We start from the raw sequence: 19,853 nt of genomic DNA on the forward strand, positions 1-19,853 counted from the left end.
AAAATTTTAATAAACTCTCAAATGTAATAAAATTATTCACATTTTAAACCGTTTATTTCCCTAATGAATTTATTTAGCTTTAGCTTGTTTTTCTTTTTGTTGAGCATCTATAACAGCAATAGCAGTCATGTTAACAATTTCGTCTACACTAGCATCTAACTGAAGAATGTGAACAGGTTTGTTTAAGCCCATCATAATTGGTCCTATTGAATCGCTATTATTGAGTTCTTTTAATAATTTATAGGTAATGTTTGCCGATTCTAAATTAGGAAAAATTAAGGTGTTCACTTTTTTCCCTGCTAATTTAGAAAATGGAAAAGTATCTTGAAGCATATCTCTATTTAATGCAAAATCTGCTTGAAGTTCTCCATCTACCGCTAAATCTGGATGTCTTTTATGTAAATAACTTACAGCTTCTCTTACTTTAATTGCCGTTTGATTTTTAGATGAACCAAAATTTGAATAGGAGATCATTGCCATTACTGGTTCCATACCAAACATTTTAACTACTCCTGCCGTCATTTGAGTTATTTTTGTTAAATCCTCGGCCGTTGGGTTTATATTAATGGCAGTGTCACTTAAAAATAAAGGCCCACGTTTTGTCACCATTAAGTTTGTAGTTGCAATCCTTGAGGAATCCGGTGCTAAACCAATAAGCTCTAAAACAGGAGTTACCACAGATGGGTAGCTTCTAGAAAACCCTGAAATCATAGCATCAGCATCGCCTACATTTACCATCATAGCGGCAAAATAATTACGCTCTCTCATTATTTTCTGAGCTGAATATAGGGTTACTCCTCGTCGTTTACGCTGTTCCCAATATCCATGAGCATATTTATATTTTCTCTCTTCTTCTTCGTCAGATTTCGGGTCAATTATTTCAACATCGGCATCAAACTCAATCTCCTCTTTTAGCTTTTCAATAGCATCGCGTCTTCCAAGAAGAATAGGAATAGCTATTCCTTCGTCATGTACAATCTGAGCTGCTTTTAACACATCTAAATGATCTGCTTCGGCAAAAACCACTCTTTTAGGATTTATTTTAGCTCTGTTTAACAAGAGTCTAACTAACTTATTATCTGAACCCAAACGCTCAAATAATTCGTTTTTATATTTTTCCCAATTCTCGATAGGTTCTTCAGCCACCCCACTTTCTATAGCAGCTTTTGCTACAGCTGGAGGCACTTCTGCTATCAATCTAGGATCAAATGGTTTCGGGATAATATATTCTCTTCCATAGGTTAAGCGCGTTTCGCCATAAGCGATGTTTACTTGTTCCGGAACTGGTTCTTTTGCTAAATTAGCTAGAGCTTTTACGGCAGCCATTTTCATAGCTTCATTAATTTTGGTAGCTCTAACATCTAAAGCTCCTCTAAAAATAAATGGGAAACCAAGAACATTATTTACCTGATTTGGATGATCTGAACGACCAGTAGCCATAATAATATCCTCTCTGGTGTCTAAAGCTAATTGGTAATCTATTTCAGGATCTGGATTTGCCATAGCGAAAACAATTGGGTTTTCTGCCATAGACAATAACATTTCAGGGCTAAGAATATCAGCTTTAGAAAGCCCGATAAACACATCGGCATTTTCCATAGCTTCGTCCATAGTATCTATTTTTCTATGTGTCGCAAATTCAGCTTTCTCATCGGTAAGATTTTCTCTATCCTGTCTAATAACACCTTTACTATCTAACATGACAATATTCTCACGTTTAGCACCAAAAGCTTGATACAATCTAGTACAAGAGATTGCTGCAGCTCCTGCTCCACTAATTACTATTCGAGCATTTTCAATTTTCTTCTCAGAAAGTTCTAAAGCATTTAATAAGGCAGCTGCCGAAATTATGGCAGTTCCATGCTGATCGTCGTGCATAACTGGAATATCCAGTTCTTCTTTTAATCGTTTTTCTATTTCAAAAGCTTCAGGTGCTTTTATATCTTCTAAGTTAATTCCTCCAAAAGTTGGAGCAATCATTTTTACAGTTTGAATAAACTCTTCAATATTTTCCGTATTTACTTCAATATCAAAAACGTCGATGTCTGCAAAAATTTTAAACAACAAGCCTTTTCCTTCCATTACTGGTTTAGAGGCTTCAGGTCCAATATTTCCGAGACCTAATACAGCTGTTCCGTTAGAGATTACTGCTACTAAATTCCCTTTAGCAGTATATTTATAGACATTATTTACATCTTTTGCAATTTCCAAACAGGGCTCTGCAACGCCTGGAGAATAAGCCAAAGACAAATCTCTTTGCGAGGCATATTTTTTAGTTGGAACTACAGCTATTTTACCAGGGGTCGGTTTGGCATGATATACTAGGGCTTCTCTACGTTTACTTTGTTTGCTCATAAAATTAATGATTCTTAAATACAAATGTAATAATACTAAATTTTAAACTCTAATATTTTAAAGCGTAAAAAGGAATCATTCAATTCAGGGTTATTTTTCTATATTTACTTCCATATTTAACCATTATGCATCGTTATTTTGCTTTATTAATATTTTTTATTTCAGGGTTTAGCTACTGTCAAGAATCTGTTAACATACTTATTGACAGCTTAAACCTTACAAATTCGGTAGAAGAAAAGATCTCTTTAAGTCAGCAAATAGCTATGGAACTTAAAGACGAGGATTGGGAACGCGCCTTAACTTATTTAGAGTTAGCGAAGACAGAAGCAAAAAAAACAAAGAATCCTGACATTTATTTAGCGCCCATTTATGAAAACATTGCAACATTATATTATGATAAAGATGTTTTAGATGTAACATTGGATTACTACCAAAAAGCATATAATATATACCTTAAAGCAAATGATTTTGATGAAGTTTTTAAAGTCGAAAATAATTTAGCCATTATTTATGCTAGACTAAATAATAAAGAAGAAGCCTTAAAGCACTTTCAAAAAATATATAAACATCAATTATCAAAAAAAGACACTTTGCGTACTGCTCAAGTACTAAATAATATAGGTACTATATATATGGAGACAAATATAGATTCCTCTTTATATTATTATGAAAAGTCGCTTGCCATTTCAAAAACTCTTGATAACCTAAAATTAAACGCATACCTATACACCAATTTAGGACGTATTTACGATTTAAAAAATGATGATAAAAACGCGACAATTTATTTTAACCTTGCGTTAAAATCTTTAGAAGAATACAAATTTGACAACACAAAATCCTTTCTTTTTAAATCTCTATCTAAACATTATTTAAATAAAAAAGAAAACGATTCGGCTATTTTCTACGCCAAAAGGACTTTAGACCTTCAGGATGATTTTGAGTATAGTTTTACCAATTTAGATGCCCTAAAAACCCTTTATACTGCTTATAAAGGAAAGAGAGATTTTGAAGAAGCCGTTAATTATTATGAGCGTTATAATATTTTAAGAGATAGTTTAAATGTAGAAGAGAAAGCTGTAAACGTGGAGCGACTAAGGCTTCAACAAGAATATAACACCCGAATACAGCACCGTGAATTATTAGCCGAAAAACAACAGTTTAAATATTTTTTAATTGGTTTAAGTATGGTTACAGGTATTTTAGCCTTACTAATACTAGTTATTAAATATAGAAATAGAATGACAAAAAACAGGCTAGAAAGAGAATTACTTAAAACCAAACAACAAGAATTACGACATAGTTTAGATGCTAAAAACAAAGTACTCATAGGGAAAGCTATGACAGAAATGCACCGAACAGATATTATAAATGGTATTTTAAAAGACCTAAAACACATTAAATTAAAAGCTGTTAAGAAGGAGACGCAACAAGCAATAGATTTTATATTAAAACGTTTACAACGAGATTTAAACACAGATATCTGGAAAGAGTTTGAAGTAAGTTTTGAACAGGTGCATAAATCATTTTACAAAAACATTAATAAAAACCACCCAGATTTAACACCTAAAGACAGAAGGCTTTGCGCTTTACTATACCTTGATTTAACCTCCAAAGAAATTTCTCAAATTACAGGGCAATCGTTCAAATCTGTTGAAAATGCGAGAACTAGATTGCGAAAAAAATTAAACCTCACCAACGAAAAAGTAAACCTATCCACCTATTTAAACTCTCTTTCTGTAAATTAAATCATTAAATTAATTTTTATTAATTAATTTATTTTCAGTAACTTACGGTGTAATGAGTGCTTTTTATGCATATAAAACTGCATATTGAGTGTTTTACTATTAGCTGTTTTTTTTTAATTCTTTTAATCCTACCTTAATTTTACAATCAGCTAATAGAAAAGATTATGGCTTCAAAATCGAAAAAAGACAAACTAAAAAGTTTAGAAGAATTACTTGAAGATTCTGAAATTAAAAAAGAAGCCTTAAAAAAAATTATTGCTAAAATGAACACTAACACAAAAAAACACAATTAATTATGAAAAAAATTACACTTTTAATGGTTTGTTTATTTGCAACATTTATAACACAAGCCCAATGGAACACAGACATTGCTGTTAACACCTTGGTTGCGAATACTGGTGTTGATGGAGACGCACAATCTGTAGTAGGAACAAATGACTATACATACGTGGTATTTTGGAACAAAGTACCATCTCCTACTAACTACGAATTAAGAATTCAGGTTCTAGACGAATCAGGAAATAGATTACTAGGTGATACTGGAGGACTTATTAGCAACACTATTCCAATGGGATCTTATACCCAAATTAAGTCTATAGTTTTAGACAAATCTAACAACGTTTATGTGGGAGTAACTGGAACTGTAGGGAACGCTGGGCGTGCTTTTAAATTAGACAGTACTGGAAATAACTTATGGACAAGTGACGGATTAGATCTTGGAACTGCTTATTTAGTTAGAATGCTACCTCTAGACTCTGGAGATGTCATGATTTCTACGTTAAATGGAGACACTTCTGTAGGAGAATTGCAAAAATATGCTAGTGATGGTACACCTATTTGGGCAACTCCAGCTACAACAGGATCGGTTTCTGCCAATCTATATGAATTAGCAAACGGGGATATTGTTTCTGTTTACCACCAAAGAAATTACGGTATCTATTCTACTATGTTTGCCCAACGTTATAGTATTACTGATGGATCTCCTGTATGGGACAATCCGGCTCAATTATTTGATAACAATATGAGTACTGCTTATAACGCCACTTATTTTGGGGTTCAAGATGGAGATAATATTTACTATTCTTTTAAATTATCTCATGATAGCCGTTTCGACGTTTATGTACAGCGCATAAACCCTGATGGAACTTTACCATGGGGTACAAATGGTTCTGCTTTTGATATTACTGAAACATATTTTGAACAAGAAGTTCAAATTGCACACCAACCTGGTACAGACCATATCTGGGCTCTAAGTAGATTTACAAACGGATCTCAAAGTCAAACAGGAACATTTCTTCAAAAATATGATAAAGTTACTGGAGATAGATTACTAACAAACAACGGAAAAGAAATTTATCCTGTAGAACAAGATGGAATAGTTCCATCTGGACACTTTCTAGTTGCAAACGACCAACCAACATTTTTAACACCTATGGGGAACTCATTACATGTAAACCTTTTAGATGCAAACGGAGATTTTGTTTGGAGCAGCGAAACTAAGCCACTTGCCACATCTAATTATCCGAAAGGGAAAGTTAATTTTCACGAATTATCCAATGGAGAACTTTTATCTACATTTGTAGAAAACAGAGATGCAGATGGTACTACTGAAGCGATATATGCTCAAACTTTTATGGATTCTGCATTATCAATTAACGATGAAGTTATAAGTGCAGATTTTCAATTTGTTAATCCTATAACTGATGTTTTGGAAATTAAAAGCAGCTCTAGTATAGAAAAGGTAACTGTTTATACTATGTTGGGACAACTAGTAAATAAAGTTGAAAAAAATAATTCTAATCAAGTCTCTATAGATTCACAAAATTGGAATCCAGGGTTATATTTAGTTCATATTACAACTAATAACAACCAGGAGCAAGTGATTAAGATAATGAAAAAATAATTAGATTGATTGATTAATTATTGTTTAGATGGCTCTTTTGAAATTTCAAAAGGGCCTTCTTTTTTTAGCTATCTTTTAGAAATGTGATATTGCGAGTTAAACCCGAGAATTTTGTTCGTTTTACAGCAGATTTCTTAAATACTTTTCTAAAGGTATCTTCGGTTATTTCTTCCCAATCTTTTTTACTCATTGATAGTAATTCTGGATGTGGATTAAATAATGGTTCACTATGCGGTTTTGAAAATCTATTCCACGGACACACATCTTGACAAATATCGCAACCAAACATCCAATCTTCAAATTGGCCCTTAAAATCGGTTGGAATATTATCTTTTAACTCTATAGTAAAATATGAAATACACTTACTCCCGTCTACTACATAGGGTTCTGTAATGGCTTGTGTGGGGCAAGCATCGATACATTTTGTACAAGTACCACAATGATCCGTAGTAATGGAATCGTATTCCAAGTCTAAGTCGATAATCAACTCAGCTATAAAATAAAACGAACCTACTTGTGGGCTTAATAGTAACGTATGTTTCCCTACCCAACCTAATCCAGATTTTGCTGCCCAGGCTTTATCCAAAACTGGAGCAGAATCTACAAATGCACGACCATCTACCTCGCCAATTTCATCTTGAATAAAATGTAAAAGAGATTTTAATTTATCTTTTATAATAAAATGATAATCGGTACCATAAGCATATTTAGAAAGTTTATACGTATCATCACCCTGTGTTTTCTCTGGATAATAATTTAGCAATAAAGAAACGACACTTTTAGAACCTTCCACCAATTTTGTTGGATCTAAACGCTTGTCGAAATGATTTTCCATATAATGCATTTCCCCATTCATGTTTGCTTCTAACCACTTTTCTAAACGTGGCGCCTCTTCTTCTAAAAATTCAGCTTTACTAATACCGCAAGACAAAAAGCCAAGACGTTTGGCTTCAGATTTTATAAGAGCACTATATTTAGGTTTATTAATGGACATTAATTTCTTTTTTGAAAAGTTAAAAATGCATTTTTAGGTTTTAAGCTAATAAGCGGTGTAACTTCTATAGTTTTAAAATTAGGTTGAATTTTATAGATTGAAAGTAATTCTGAAACCGCAATTATCATTTCAAACATAGCAAAATTATTACCGATACATTTGCGAGGTCCAGCTCCAAACGGAAAATACTGAGATGAAAATTTTCGGCTACCTTCATTAAATCTTTCGGGTAAAAACTCGGTTGGTCGTTCCCATAATTTAGGGTGACGATGAATTTCATAGACAGAAAACAGCAAATTAGATTTTGCTTCAATATCTAAACCCTTAAAACAATCTGCTTCAATATTTACACGATCTATAAAGTAAACCGGAGGATATAAACGCATCGCTTCTTCTATAACTTTTTGACAATCTTTCGACTTAGTAACCAAATCTATTGTATCTGTACTTTCTTGTTGTATTTGTAGTCGCTCGTTATATATTTTTTCTTGCCATTCCGGATGTAAGGCCAATAATTGAGTGATAAATGTTAGTGCATTGGAGGTGGTTTCGTGTCCTGCTGTAAACAAAATTAAAATTTCGTCAATGAGTTGTTCTTCCTCCATTGAGGAGCCATCATCATATTTGGCATCCAAAAGCATATCTAACAAATCGTTTTCTTTAGTTTGAGACAGACGACGCTCGTTAACAATTCGTTTTAAAATTTGCCTTGCTTCTAGTGTTAAATCGAGATGTTTTTTAATTTCGCCACTCCAGCTAAACCACCAACCCAAATATGGTTGTCGCAATTCTCTAACTAACATTTTTTGAGCTGCTTCTGTAATATATTGCAACCTATTAATATCTTCTTGACTTGCAGCACTACTGAATAAAGATTTAACAACAGTTTGAAAAGCTAAGTCGTTTAAAATAGGAAAAACATCTGTATTTGTGTTGTCTGTAATTTTATCATATTCTGTGAGAATAGCCCTTTTTATACTCCCTAAAAGATTCTCTAATTGCTTTTTATGAAAAGCTGGTTGAATTAGTTTCCGTTGTTTTTTCCAGAGTTCACCTTCCGAGGTTAATAAACCTTTTCCAATATATTTTACTAAATCTTCCGTTTGGATTTTAGACTTTGTATAGTTTTTTTGGTTCTTTTGAAGTACATACTCAGCAAAAGCAGCATCACGGACAAAAACAACACTGTTTGATAGACCTATTTTTAACCTAAAGATATCGCCTTGTTCTTCGAAATTCTTATGATGGAATGGCAAGGGATTTTTAAGAATTCCCAAAGCGTTAGTTAAAAAACCACTAATTGGAACGGTAGGTATTTTATTTTTAGCTTTCAAAATTTAGATATCAGGTTAAAATAAATATAATCTACAAAACTAATTAGCAGAAAGTAATAATTATTTTAAGTAAGCTGGCATTTTGTTTTAAAACTTATAAGCACGGCCGACTAAAATAATCCACCTTGAGTAGGGCCTTTTGTTCTCCCCAAGTGTTTATATGCCAACTCGGTTACTTCTCTTCCTCTGGGCGTACGCATAATAAACCCTTGCTGAATTAAAAACGGCTCATATACTTCTTCTATGGTCTCTGCACTTTCACTTACAGCTGTAGCTATGGTAGTAATTCCAACAGGACCTCCTTTAAATTTATCAATAAGGGTTGTTAGAATTTTATTATCCATTTCATCCAAACCATGAGCATCTACATGGAGCGCTTCTAAAGCAAACTTTGCAATTTTAATATCTATATGTCCATTTCCCTTAATTTGCGCAAAATCTCTTACTCTACGCAGTAAAGCATTAGCTATTCGAGGTGTTCCTCTACTTCTTCCAGCAATTTCAATAGCAGCTTCCATCGATATAGTTACTTTTAGAATGGCAGAACTACGCTGTACAATGGTAGTTAGTAATTCAGTATTATAATATTGTAATCTACTTTGAATTCCAAAACGTGCTCTCATAGGAGCTGTAAGTAATCCTGAGCGGGTTGTTGCACCCACCAAGGTAAACGGATTTAAGTTTAATTGAACTGTTCTTGCATTAGGTCCAGACTCAATCATGATATCTATTTTAAAGTCTTCCATGGCCGAGTACAAATACTCCTCGACAATAGGACTTAATCTATGGATTTCGTCAATAAATAAAACATCTCTGTCGTCTAAGTTAGTTAAAAGACCAGCTAAATCACCCGGTTTGTCTAATACAGGTCCAGAGGTTATTTTAATTCCTACACTTAATTCGTTAGCTAAAATATGAGCTAAGGTGGTTTTACCTAAACCTGGTGGTCCATGAAATAACGTATGGTCTAAAGCTTCATCTCTTAAATTTGCAGCCTGAACAAATATTTGAAGGTTTTCTAATACTTGATCCTGTCCTGTAAAATCATTAAATGACAAAGGTCTTAATTTCTTTTCTACGTCCAGTTCTTCTGGGGTAAAATTATCTCCGGTAGGATCTAGGTTTTCATTCATATTAACTTCCCACGAACGTGGAAATCTATTTAAATAATTGTACGTGATTGTGATAATTTGAACCTAAAAGATGTTTGAAACCCTTCAGGTTATAACAACAAATATAAAGAAAAAGCCTTCTAAAATAAGGAATCTCTTTTAGAACATTATTAATTTCAAAAGGAATGAGGTAATTTAACCTTATATAATAGAAAAGACCTTTAGAATACAATAATTCTAAAGGTCTTTTTATATACTTAATAAAATCCTTTTTTAAAAGGAATATATTTTAATGATGTAACTCTTCTTCTCCTTCTTTTAAAGGTACATTTTGAGGAACAAAATCCACGTCATGTCCAGGGTTACTATAATCGTAAGGCCAACGGTATACATGAGGAATTGCTCCTGGCCAGTTTCCGTGTAAATGTTCTACAGGAGTTGTCCATTCTAAAGTTGTAGATTTCCATGGGTTCTGAGTTGCTCTTTTACCATAGAACATACTTACAAAGAAGTTGTATAAGAAAACAATTTGGAAAACAGCTCCAATAATTGCAAATACAGTAATTACAACGTTCACATCATGTAAATCGTCAAATAAAGGGAAGGCCGTATTTGTATAGTAACGTCTTGGTAATCCCGCCATTCCAATAAAGTGCATTGGGAAGAATACTCCGTAAGCACAAACAGCAGTAACCCAGAAATGAATATAACCTAAGTTCTTATTCATCATTCTACCAAACATTTTTGGATACCAATGATAAACTCCAGCAAACATTCCATAAAGCGCAGAAATACCCATTACTAAGTGGAAGTGAGCAATTACAAAATAGGTATCGTGTACGTTAATATCTAAAGCACTATCTCCAAGAATAATTCCAGTTAGTCCACCAGTGATAAATGTTGATACAAAACCAATACTAAAGAGCATGGCTGTATTCATTTGTATATTCCCTTTCCAAATAGTTGTTATCCAGTTAAAGGCTTTTACTGCCGATGGGATAGCAATTAATAAGGTGGTAAAGGTAAATACTGAACCTAAGAAAGGATTCATACCAGACACGAACATATGGTGACCCCAAACGATGGTTGATAAGAACGCAATGGCTAAAATAGAAGCAATCATGGCACGGTATCCAAAAATTGGTTTACGCGAGTTAGATGCCAAAATTTCGGACACAATTCCCATAGCTGGTAGAATTACAATATATACTTCTGGATGTCCTAAGAACCAGAATAAGTGTTCAAACAATACAGGCGATCCGCCTTGGTAATGTAATACTTCACCTTGAATAAAAATATCTGATAAGAAGAAAGACGTTCCAAAACTTCTATCCATAATTAACAATAAAGCTGCAGACAATAAAACTGGGAATGAAACCACCCCAATAATAGCTGTTACAAAAAATGCCCAGATTGTTAAAGGTAGTCTAGTCATAGACATCCCTTTTGTTCTTAAGTTAATTACAGTAACTATATAATTTAAAGACCCCAATAAGGAAGAGGCAATAAAGATTGCCATAGAGATTAACCACAGTGTCATCCCCATTCCAGATCCACCTTGAGCCATAGGTAAGGCACTTAATGGCGGGTAAATAGTCCATCCAGCTGCTGCAGGTCCTGCTTCTACAAATAAAGAACCAAGCATAATTATTGCAGACAAGAAGAATAACCAATAAGAAATCATGTTTAAGAAACCAGAGGCCATATCTCGCGCTCCAATTTGCAACGGAATTAATAAGTTACTAAAAGTACCACTCAATCCTGCCGTTAATAGGAAGAATACCATTATAGTACCATGGATAGTTACTAAAGCTAAGTAAACATCTGCATCCATAACGCCATCTGGCGCCCATTTACCTAATAAGGCTTCGAACAATACATTTGGTTCTTCTGGCCATGCTATTTGAATACGAAACATGACAGACATTAATACCCCAATAACCCCCATAATGGTTCCTGTTATAAGGTATTGTTTAGAAATCATTTTATGATCCTGACTAAATATGTATTTAGTAATGAACGTCTCTTTGTGATGATGCCCGTGATTATCTTCGTGTTCGTGCGTATCTGCGTGTGTTGACATAATCTATTTATATACTTTTTAAACCGTTTCTTAATTACTTAATTAAAGAATCTTTAAATTCCTTTTGTTCACTTATCCAAGCGTCGTACTCTTCTTGAGTTTCAACAATAATATTCATTTGCATATTATAATGAGATTTTCCACAAATCTTATTACAAAGTAATAAATAATGGAACTCATAAGGATCTAGAGCTTCCTCTCCATTAGCTACCAGCTCTTTGCTTCTGTCTGCTCGAATTCTATTAATATTAGCCACTTTATCAATCATTTCTGGCGTTTGGCGCATATCTGCAGTTGTTGTTACCGGAGTAAAGCCAAACTGAGTTATCATACCAGGAACACAGTTCATTTGTGCTCTAAAATGTGGCATATAAGCCGAGTGTAAAACGTCTTGCGAACGAATTTTAAACAATACCGGTCTTCCAACAGGTAAATGAACTTCAGACACAATAATATCGTCCTGTCCATTTGGATCAGCTTCGTCTAAACCTAAAATATTAGCCTTGTCGATGTCGATTAATCTAACATTTGCTTTTCCTAAGGTATTATCATTACCACCGTAACGTGCTTTCCAGTTAAACTGTTGTGCATACAACTCGATAATTAACGGGTCTTCATCTTCATTTACATTCATAATAGTTGTCCATGTAAACAATCCGTATATAATTAAACCTGCTAATACAATTACAGGAATAATAGTCCAGATAGCTTCTAGGGTATTATTATCTGCATAGAATAGCGCTTTTTTACCTTTTTCTCCTCTGTATTTAAAGGCAAAGTAATGCAGTAAATACTGAGTAATAAATTGAACAATAAAAATAACTACCAAAGAGATAATCATTAAATTATCTATTTCTGAACCATGTTCTGAGGCTGCATTTGATAATAAAGGTAAATCCCCCCAAAGTACGAAACATACAATGGTTAGGATATAAATGAAAGCCAAGAAGGCTAGCATAATATATGCGTTAACTTTGTTATCCTGGTCTGTTGCTATCTGTGTATCTGATACGCCCACCTGAGCTAAATCAAATATTTTAACCATTTGCCAAATGGCAACAGCTACAAAAAGTACTATAATAATTGTTAAAAAAGCTGTCATTGTCTTTTCTCTTCTTTAATTAAGTTTCTTAATAATGGAATCCTTCACTTTCCTTTAAAAATGGATTTCTTTTTACTACTAACGGTGCTTTGGTTAAGGCCGTGAATACGATGAATAGGAATAAACCTAAAAACAACATTACTGAAGCTATTTCAGGAATTCCAATTCCCCATTGATCTCCTACCGTAGCAGGCATAATCATAACATAAACATCTATATAATGTCCAATTAAAATTATAACTCCAGACATCATTACAAACCATGGAATACGTTTATAATCACTATTCATTAATACTAAGAATGGGAATACAAAATTTAGCACCATCATTCCGAAGAACAATAAGTTATAATCTTCAATACGTGTTACAAAATAAGTAACTTCTTCTGGGATATTAGCATACCAGATTAACATGAATTGAGAGAACCATAAGTATGCCCAAAATATACTAAATCCGAACATGTATTTAGCTAAATCGTGAATATGACTATCAGTAACAACTTCTAAATAACCTCTAGACTTTAAATATAAAGCTATAAAAGCAATCACGGTAATACCACTAACTATCATTCCTGAGAATACGTACCATCCAAATAAAGTACTAAACCAGTGTGGGTCCACACTCATAATCCAGTCCCAAGACATTATTGATTCCGTATAAATAAAGAACACTAAGAATGCTGCAGAAATACGGAAGGTTTTTTTAAAGTTACTATCGTCTGATGCAGTATCTTGAGCAATTGTAAATTTACGTGCAAAATATCTATATAAGCTCCATCCTGCAATAAAGATAACTCCTCTTACAGCAAACCACCCAATATTTAACCAACTGGCTTTTGCTTGAATTAATTTATCGTTTGCTACTACATCCGGATCCATCCAAACAAAAATATTGTAATGTCCAATTAATCCAGAAGCTAAAGCAATTGCTAAAACAATAACTCCGCCAGGTAATACATAGGCAGTAATTCCTTCCATTACTCTAAACAGTACTGGAGACCATCCGGCTTGAGATGCAAATTGAATAGCATAAAAAGACAGCACTCCAAGAGCAATCATAAAAAAGAAAAAGGCTGCTACATATAATGCAGACCAAGGTCTATTTGCTATTTGATGCTGTACATGTTCTACGTGCTTTGTATGTTCATCAACTTGGGTTGTAGCATCTTGTGCATTTGTTTCATGACCACTGTTTGAATGCTCTGAGACCTCTGCTACTGCATGACCTCCCCCATGATGAGAAGCATCCTCTGAAAGCATGGTTTCAACTTCTTCAAAAGATTTATGAGATGTCATAAAACCATATCCTACCCCTAATAGACCTAAAATCATTAAGGCAATAGAAAATGTCTTTAATTTATTTGAGATTGTGTACATATCTATATCGAATCTTTATCTTTCTTAATTTTCTAATTTAGCTTTTAAATCTAATACATAAGCAACTACCTGCCAACGCTCTTCTTCATTAAGTTGATTAGCATACGACCCCATCGTATTTTTACCGTAATAAATAACGTGGTAAATACTTCCTGCTGTAATAGCTCTTCCTATATCGTCGTAACTTGGAATACCAAGAATTTTTTCTCTTTTTACTAAGTTTCCTTGTCCATCACCTTTAGTACCATGGCAAATTCCACAGTAAATATCGTATAAAGCCTTGGCACGAACTAAATCTACCTGAGTAGAATCTAAAGGACTCTTTAAGTCTGTTTTAGCTAAATTATAATCTGGAATGGTATTCTCGTAATCAAAAGGTATATGTCCTCTTGGCACTGTTCCATCAACAGGTAATTGGGCTTCAACCCCAGTCTTAAAAGCAGCTGATTCTGAATACGTTTCATAACTTACAGGCACATACATATCTGGCATGAACTGATAGTTAGGTTTTGACTTGTTTTGACAAGACACAAACGCTGCGAATACTAATGCGATAACCGTTATTTTTACTAAGCTCTTCATATTACTATATTAATGTGCTTCTTCTTTTTCTATTAATTTAATTTCAACTGCTCCTGTTTCCTTAAGTAAGTTTTCAAGATCTAGAACATTTCCATGAATAGGAATTTCCATTAAAAAATGATCGTCTGTAGTTCTTACATCTGGATTTTCAGCCTTTTTAAATGGCCATAATTTACTTCTTAAATAGAAAGTAATAACCATTAAGTGAGCCGAGAAAAACACCGTTAACTCAAACATAATAGGAACAAATGCAGGCATGTTTTCCATATAACTAAAGCTTGGTTTACCCCCAATATTTTGAGGCCAATCTTGTATCATGATATAATCCATCATAACAATAGATACAATCAAACCTACGGCACCATATAAAAATGCTGTAATTGCAAGTCTTGTTGGAGCTAATCCCATTGCCTTATCTAGTCCGTGAACAGGAAAAGGTGTATATATCTCTTCGATGTGATATTTTTCTGCCTTTACTTTCTTAACGGCATTCATTAAAACATCATCATCTGTATAAATAGCGTGAATTACTTTTGAAGTTTCCATATTGCTACTCGTCGTTTTTAGTTTTATTAACTTGACTTCCAGAAGTTCTTTCATCAACTCCAGTACCTACTAAACTCTGTCCAGAATCTCTTAAGGCTTTATACTTATCTCCAGAAGATTTTAAAATAGTCTTTACTTCTGCTTGTGCAATTACTGGAAAGGTTCTGGCGTATAATAAGAATAATACGAAGAAAAATCCAATAGTTCCAATAAAGATTCCAATATCTACGAATGTTGGTGAGAACATAGTCCAAGAAGATGGTAAGTAATCTCTATGTAACGACGTTACAATAATTACAAAACGCTCAAACCACATTCCTATATTTACCACAATAGAAATAATAAAAGAGAACATGATACTTGTTCTTAATTTTTTAAACCACATAAATTGTGGAGAGAACACATTACATGTCATCATTAACCAATATGCCCACCAATAAGGTCCTGTTGCTCTGTTTAAGAAAGCATACTGCTCGTATTCAACTCCAGAATACCATGCTATAAATAACTCCGTTATATAAGCCACACCAACTATAGAACCTGTAATCATAATTACAATATTCATTAATTCGATGTGTTGAACTGTTATATAGTCTTCTAAATTAGCCACCTTCCTCATAATAATAAGAAGTGTGTTTACCATGGCAAAACCTGAGAAAACTGCTCCTGCCACAAAGTATGGAGGAAAAATGGTTGTATGCCATCCAGGTACTATTGAGGTTGCGAAGTCAAAAGATACAATAGTATGTACAGACAGTACTAATGGTGTTGCTAAACCTGCAAGCACTAAAGACACTTCTTCAAAACGTTGCCAATCTTTTGCTCGTCCGGACCATCCAAAACTTATTAAAGAATATATTTTCTTTTGGAAAGGTTTAACCGCTCTATCTCTTAACATAGCAAAATCCGGTAATAAGCCTGTCCACCAGAAAACTAATGATACAGATAAATATGTAGAAATTGCGAATACATCCCAAAGTAGTGGGGAGTTAAAGTTAACCCATAAAGAACCAAATTGGTTTGGTATAGGTAATACCCAATATCCTAACCATGGACGGCCCATGTGAATAAGTGGGAACAATCCCGCTTGAACAACAGCAAAAATTGTCATTGCCTCTGCAGAACGGTTAATTGCCATCCTCCATTTTTGACGGAAGAGTAAAAGTACTGCAGAAATTAAAGTACCTGCGTGACCAATACCAACCCACCAAACGAAGTTAGTAATATCCCAAGCCCAACCAATAGTCTTGTTCAGACCCCAGGTTCCAATTCCTGTTGCTATTGTGTAAATAATACATCCTATTCCCCAGAGAAACGCTACTAGCGAGATAGAAAAAACTATCCACCAAGATTTGTTTGCTTTACCTTCTACTGGTCGTGCTACATCCACTGTTACGTCGTGGTATGATTTTTCGCCTGTAACTAAAGGTCTTCTAATAGGTGCTTCGTAATGAGACGCCATAATCCTTCTATAATTATTTTCTTAATTCGTTTTATTATGCTTCGGTTGTATTTCTCACTTTAGTATGATACTGAACATTTGGTTTAGTACCAATATACTCTAACAAGTGATACATACGGTTATCTTCTAAAAGTTTTGCAACTTTACTTTCTTTATCGTTGATATCTCCAAATACCATGGCTCCATTACTACAAGCTGAAGAACACGCTGTTTGGAATTCCCCATCTTTAATAACACGCCCATCACGCTTAGCATCAAGAATTGTTTTTTGTGTTTTTTGAATACACAACGAACATTTTTCCATAACTCCACGAGAACGAACTACCACGTCTGGATTTAATACCATACGTCCTAAATCATCATTCATATGATAATCGAATTCAACATTCTCGTTATAACGGAACCAGTTAAATCGACGTACTTTATAAGGACAGTTATTAGCACAGTAACGGGTACCAACACAACGGTTATAAGCCATATGGTTTTGACCTTGACGTCCATGAGACGTTGCTGCCACAGGACAAACAGTTTCACAAGGAGCGTGATTACAATGCTGACACATTACTGGTTGGAAAGCTACTTGTGGGTTTTCTGAAGCATGCTCCAATTTACCAAACTCGCTTAAAGAACTTCCTAATCCTGAAATATTATTTTTCTTTTCGTTATCACCTTCAAAAGACTCTTCAGAAGAATAGTATCTGTCTATACGCAACCAGTGCATATCACGACTTTTACGCATTTCTTCTTTTCCTACTACAGGCACATTATTTTCTGCATGACAAGCTATAACACAAGCTCCACAACCTGTACATGCGTTTAGGTCGATAGATAAGTTGAAGTGATGTCCAATACTACGGTCAAATTCATCCCATAAATCGACTTCTGAAACCTCAGTTTCAACGTGATTTAATGAAACAACCGTTGGAGGGTTCCATTCTTTCTTATCTTTGGTATTAAAGATTTCTAAAGATGTTTCTTTAATAATATCTCCACGGCCCATTAAAGTGTTGTGCAATTGTACACAAGCAAATTCGTGCATTCCAGACGCAGCTGTTACACTTACATTCTGAACATTATTAAAGTCCTGGTATAGTGGATATGCATTAACACCAGTCTTCATTTCATTTTTTAACCCAGCTGTTCTACCATAACCAAATGATAGTCCTACAGAACCTTTAGCTTGTCCTGGCTGAATAATTACCGGTACTTTTTCAAGGGTTATACCGTTAGCAGTAATATCTACATAGCTTCCATTTAAACCTCCATCTGCCATATGCTCGCTTTTCAATCCAAGCGTGTCAGCATCAGCTTTTGAAACCGTTAAATAGTTATCCCAAGTGGTTCTTGTAATTGGATCTGGGAACTCTTGTAACCATGGGTTATTAGCTTGTTGACCATCTCCCATTCCAATTTTAGGATATAAGGACAACTCAAAACCTTCAGAAGAACTAGCAGAAGCTAAGCTTCTAGCAGCAGATGCTCCATCTATCTTAGACATAGTGGTAGCCCCAACAGTAGTAGTTGTTTCTTCCTCCTCCTTTTTTAAGCCAATGCCTTTTGCTACATCATCTATAACGCCACCTACAAAAGTTTTGTCTTCTTTAGCTTCAGCTTCTTCAGAGTTTTCTGCTGTTGCAACAGAACCATTAGAAACAAAAACACCATCGTGTAAAGCCTGACTAAATGAACTTCCATCTAAAATGCTTTCGTTCCAAGTTTGCTTAATATAGTCGTGGTAAGTTACATCGCTTCCCATCCAATGCAATAAAGCATCTTGGAACTGCATAGTATCAAACAACGGACGAATGGTTGGTTGCATTAATGCAAAATGACCTTTCTTTAATTCAACGTCTCCCCAAGATTCTAAATAATGAGGTGCTGCTGCGATATATTGTGCTGATGTAGATGTTTCGTCTGCTTTCATAGAAAAACAAACCGATAAATCTGTAGCTTCTAATCCTTCAGCAAAATCTGCTGGATTAGGTAAGGTATAAAGTGGATTTACTCCACTCATAATAATAGCTCCTACTTTTCCTGCCTTCATATCGGCAATTAAAGTACGAACTGCTTTATCGTTTCCTTGTCTCGTTTTTATTGGAGCAGAAGCATCATAAGCTTTAGAGTTTAAATATTCGTTAATCTCTAAAACTAAAGTTTGAGCGTTTACATCTTGAATTCCGGTAACAACAACAGCGTCGCTTCCAGCTTTCTTAATTTCAGAGGCCGCTTTATTAACGGCATCTAAAATATGTTCTGGTAAATCTACAGAAACAGAACCTCCAACAATCGCAGAATAAAGTTTAGCTAAGGCTAACTTTTGTTGCGTAGGTGTTAAAGGTACGCGCTTATCTGCGTTTGCACCAGATAAAGACATATTAGATTCAAATTGAATATGGCGCGACATTTTTCCATTGGTAGGAACACGTCCCGAAGCATATCCTGCATCAAAACCACCACCTTGCCAATCAGACAGGAAGTCGGCTCCAACTGAAACTATGGTCTTCGCTTTTGAAAAATCATAACTAGCTAAACCACGTTCGTTATATTTTGCTTGAAACGCATCTAATGCAGTTGACTCTGAAATAGCGTCGTATTGTACGTGATTTACGTTTCCGAATTTTTGTTTGAATTCTCCAATTAATTTGGAAGTAGAAGGACTTGCAAAAGTTTGAGTTAATAATACAATTTGCTTTCCAGTACCACTAATTGAAGTTAATTGATTGCTAACTTCAGAGTTTAGGTCTTCCCATGAAACATAGGTATCTCCTTTTACTGGACCTTGCATTCTTAAGCTATCATACAGACTTAAAACCGAAGCATGAACTCTAGCATTAGCACCACCATTAGTGGCTGCCATAGTATTATTTTCAATTTTAATTGGACGACCTTCTCGAGTTTTTACCAATACGCTCGTAAAATCATATCCATCTGCTATTGTAGTTGCATAGTAGTTAGCTACCCCAGGAATAATTACATCCGGTTGCACCACATAAGGAATGGATTTAATTACTGGTCCCTCACAAGCTGCTAATGACGCAGCAGCTGTACTAAAACCAACATATTTTAAGAAATCACGACGTGTTGTTGAAGAACTTTCTAAAGAATCTTTATCACCTAAAAATTCATCGGTAGGAATTTCTTCAACAAACTCTTTTTGTTGTAGCGCCTCAACAATAGAGCTATTTTCGTTTAGCTCTTCAACACTTTTCCAGTATTTCTTGTTTGATGACATATTATATAATGAATTACTTCTTATTAAT

General features: G+C 34.4%; 14 protein-coding genes. 3 read left to right on the top strand and 11 right to left on the bottom strand.

Annotated features, from left to right (window positions below; translation table 11 throughout):
• Positions 1 to 69: 69 nt before the first annotated feature.
• Entirely contained in the window at positions 70 to 2,355 is a 2,286-nt protein-coding gene (locus OS188_RS02385) for an NADP-dependent malic enzyme (RefSeq protein ID WP_267147216.1), read from the bottom strand.
• 125 nt (positions 2,356 to 2,480) lie between these two features.
• Here OS188_RS02385 and OS188_RS02390 point away from each other — a divergent pair, with 125 nt between their 5' ends.
• The 3 genes from OS188_RS02390 to OS188_RS02400 all read left to right on the top strand — a co-directional run bounded on the left by OS188_RS02390 (position 2,481) and on the right by OS188_RS02400 (position 6,003).
• Positions 2,481 to 4,100 (top strand): tetratricopeptide repeat protein, encoded by a 1,620-nt coding sequence (locus OS188_RS02390; RefSeq protein ID WP_267147217.1) that lies wholly within the window; start codon positions 2,481 to 2,483, stop codon positions 4,098 to 4,100.
• 164 nt (positions 4,101 to 4,264) lie between these two features.
• Positions 4,265 to 4,393 carry a hypothetical protein gene (locus tag OS188_RS02395; protein WP_267147218.1) on the top strand — a complete coding sequence of 43 codons (129 nt, stop codon included), beginning with the start codon at positions 4,265 to 4,267 and terminating at the stop codon, positions 4,391 to 4,393.
• 2 nt (positions 4,394 to 4,395) lie between these two features.
• Entirely contained in the window at positions 4,396 to 6,003 is a 1,608-nt protein-coding gene (locus OS188_RS02400) for a T9SS type A sorting domain-containing protein (RefSeq protein ID WP_267147219.1), read from the top strand.
• A gap of 64 nt (positions 6,004 to 6,067) precedes the next feature.
• On the opposite strand, the gene queG is transcribed toward OS188_RS02400, so the two are convergent.
• From queG to OS188_RS02450, 10 genes are all read right to left on the bottom strand, one after another.
• Positions 6,068 to 6,997, bottom strand: a complete 930-nt coding sequence (gene queG, locus OS188_RS02405; protein WP_267147220.1) for a tRNA epoxyqueuosine(34) reductase QueG — start codon at positions 6,995 to 6,997, stop codon at positions 6,068 to 6,070.
• The gene (locus OS188_RS02410) at positions 6,997 to 8,331 is read right to left on the bottom strand and encodes a cytochrome P450 (protein ID WP_267147221.1); all 1,335 of its coding nucleotides are present in this window, start codon (positions 8,329 to 8,331) and stop codon (positions 6,997 to 6,999) included. Before OS188_RS02410 ends, queG begins: the two co-directional genes overlap by 1 nt.
• 110 nt (positions 8,332 to 8,441) lie before the next feature.
• Complete coding sequence (gene ruvB / locus OS188_RS02415) at positions 8,442 to 9,464, bottom strand: Holliday junction branch migration DNA helicase RuvB (RefSeq protein ID WP_267147222.1); 1,023 nt, start codon at positions 9,462 to 9,464, stop codon at positions 8,442 to 8,444.
• 268 nt (positions 9,465 to 9,732) lie between these two features.
• Positions 9,733 to 11,526 carry a cytochrome c oxidase subunit I gene (locus tag OS188_RS02420; protein ID WP_267147223.1) on the bottom strand — a complete coding sequence of 598 codons (1,794 nt, stop codon included), beginning with the start codon at positions 11,524 to 11,526 and terminating at the stop codon, positions 9,733 to 9,735.
• A 34-nt stretch (positions 11,527 to 11,560) separates the two neighbouring features.
• The gene (locus OS188_RS02425) at positions 11,561 to 12,628 is read right to left on the bottom strand and encodes a cytochrome c oxidase subunit II (RefSeq protein ID WP_267147224.1); all 1,068 of its coding nucleotides are present in this window, start codon (positions 12,626 to 12,628) and stop codon (positions 11,561 to 11,563) included.
• A gap of 28 nt (positions 12,629 to 12,656) precedes the next feature.
• The gene (locus OS188_RS02430) at positions 12,657 to 14,003 is read right to left on the bottom strand and encodes a quinol:cytochrome C oxidoreductase (RefSeq protein WP_267147225.1); all 1,347 of its coding nucleotides are present in this window, start codon (positions 14,001 to 14,003) and stop codon (positions 12,657 to 12,659) included.
• A 24-nt stretch (positions 14,004 to 14,027) separates the two neighbouring features.
• Complete coding sequence (locus OS188_RS02435; RefSeq protein ID WP_267147226.1) at positions 14,028 to 14,585, bottom strand: c-type cytochrome; 558 nt, start codon at positions 14,583 to 14,585, stop codon at positions 14,028 to 14,030.
• Between the two features lie 9 nt (positions 14,586 to 14,594).
• Positions 14,595 to 15,131 (bottom strand): DUF3341 domain-containing protein, encoded by a 537-nt coding sequence (locus tag OS188_RS02440; protein WP_267147227.1) that lies wholly within the window; start codon positions 15,129 to 15,131, stop codon positions 14,595 to 14,597.
• Positions 15,132 to 15,135: 4 nt separating this feature from the next.
• Entirely contained in the window at positions 15,136 to 16,593 is a 1,458-nt protein-coding gene (gene nrfD / locus OS188_RS02445; protein WP_267147228.1) for an NrfD/PsrC family molybdoenzyme membrane anchor subunit, read from the bottom strand.
• Between the two features lie 34 nt (positions 16,594 to 16,627).
• Positions 16,628 to 19,825 carry a TAT-variant-translocated molybdopterin oxidoreductase gene (locus OS188_RS02450; protein WP_267147229.1) on the bottom strand — a complete coding sequence of 1,066 codons (3,198 nt, stop codon included), beginning with the start codon at positions 19,823 to 19,825 and terminating at the stop codon, positions 16,628 to 16,630.
• Between the last annotated feature and the right edge of the window lie 28 nt (positions 19,826 to 19,853).

The sequence above is a fragment of the Xanthomarina sp. F1114 genome (genome assembly GCF_026410255.1).
Classification (GTDB): domain Bacteria; phylum Bacteroidota; class Bacteroidia; order Flavobacteriales; family Flavobacteriaceae; genus Xanthomarina.

Excerpts from the sequence above, each read along its gene's own strand:
- OS188_RS02420 (WP_267147223.1), bottom strand. The coding sequence starts at position 11,526 with ATGTCAACACACGCAGATACGCACGAACACGAAGATAATCACGGGCAT.
- OS188_RS02430 (WP_267147225.1), bottom strand. The coding sequence starts at position 14,003 with ATGTACACAATCTCAAATAAATTAAAGACATTTTCTATTGCCTTAATG.
- OS188_RS02425 (WP_267147224.1), bottom strand. The coding sequence starts at position 12,628 with ATGACAGCTTTTTTAACAATTATTATAGTACTTTTTGTAGCTGTTGCC.
- ruvB (WP_267147222.1), bottom strand. The coding sequence starts at position 9,464 with ATGAATGAAAACCTAGATCCTACCGGAGATAATTTTACCCCAGAAGAA.
- OS188_RS02400 (WP_267147219.1), top strand. The coding sequence starts at position 4,396 with ATGAAAAAAATTACACTTTTAATGGTTTGTTTATTTGCAACATTTATA.
- nrfD (WP_267147228.1), bottom strand. The coding sequence starts at position 16,593 with ATGGCGTCTCATTACGAAGCACCTATTAGAAGACCTTTAGTTACAGGC.
- OS188_RS02390 (WP_267147217.1), top strand. The coding sequence starts at position 2,481 with ATGCATCGTTATTTTGCTTTATTAATATTTTTTATTTCAGGGTTTAGC.
- OS188_RS02450 (WP_267147229.1), bottom strand. The coding sequence starts at position 19,825 with ATGTCATCAAACAAGAAATACTGGAAAAGTGTTGAAGAGCTAAACGAA.
- OS188_RS02440 (WP_267147227.1), bottom strand. The coding sequence starts at position 15,131 with ATGGAAACTTCAAAAGTAATTCACGCTATTTATACAGATGATGATGTT.
- OS188_RS02435 (WP_267147226.1), bottom strand. The coding sequence starts at position 14,585 with ATGAAGAGCTTAGTAAAAATAACGGTTATCGCATTAGTATTCGCAGCG.
- queG (WP_267147220.1), bottom strand. The coding sequence starts at position 6,997 with ATGTCCATTAATAAACCTAAATATAGTGCTCTTATAAAATCTGAAGCC.
- OS188_RS02385 (WP_267147216.1), bottom strand. The coding sequence starts at position 2,355 with ATGAGCAAACAAAGTAAACGTAGAGAAGCCCTAGTATATCATGCCAAA.
- OS188_RS02395 (WP_267147218.1), top strand. The coding sequence starts at position 4,265 with ATGGCTTCAAAATCGAAAAAAGACAAACTAAAAAGTTTAGAAGAATTA.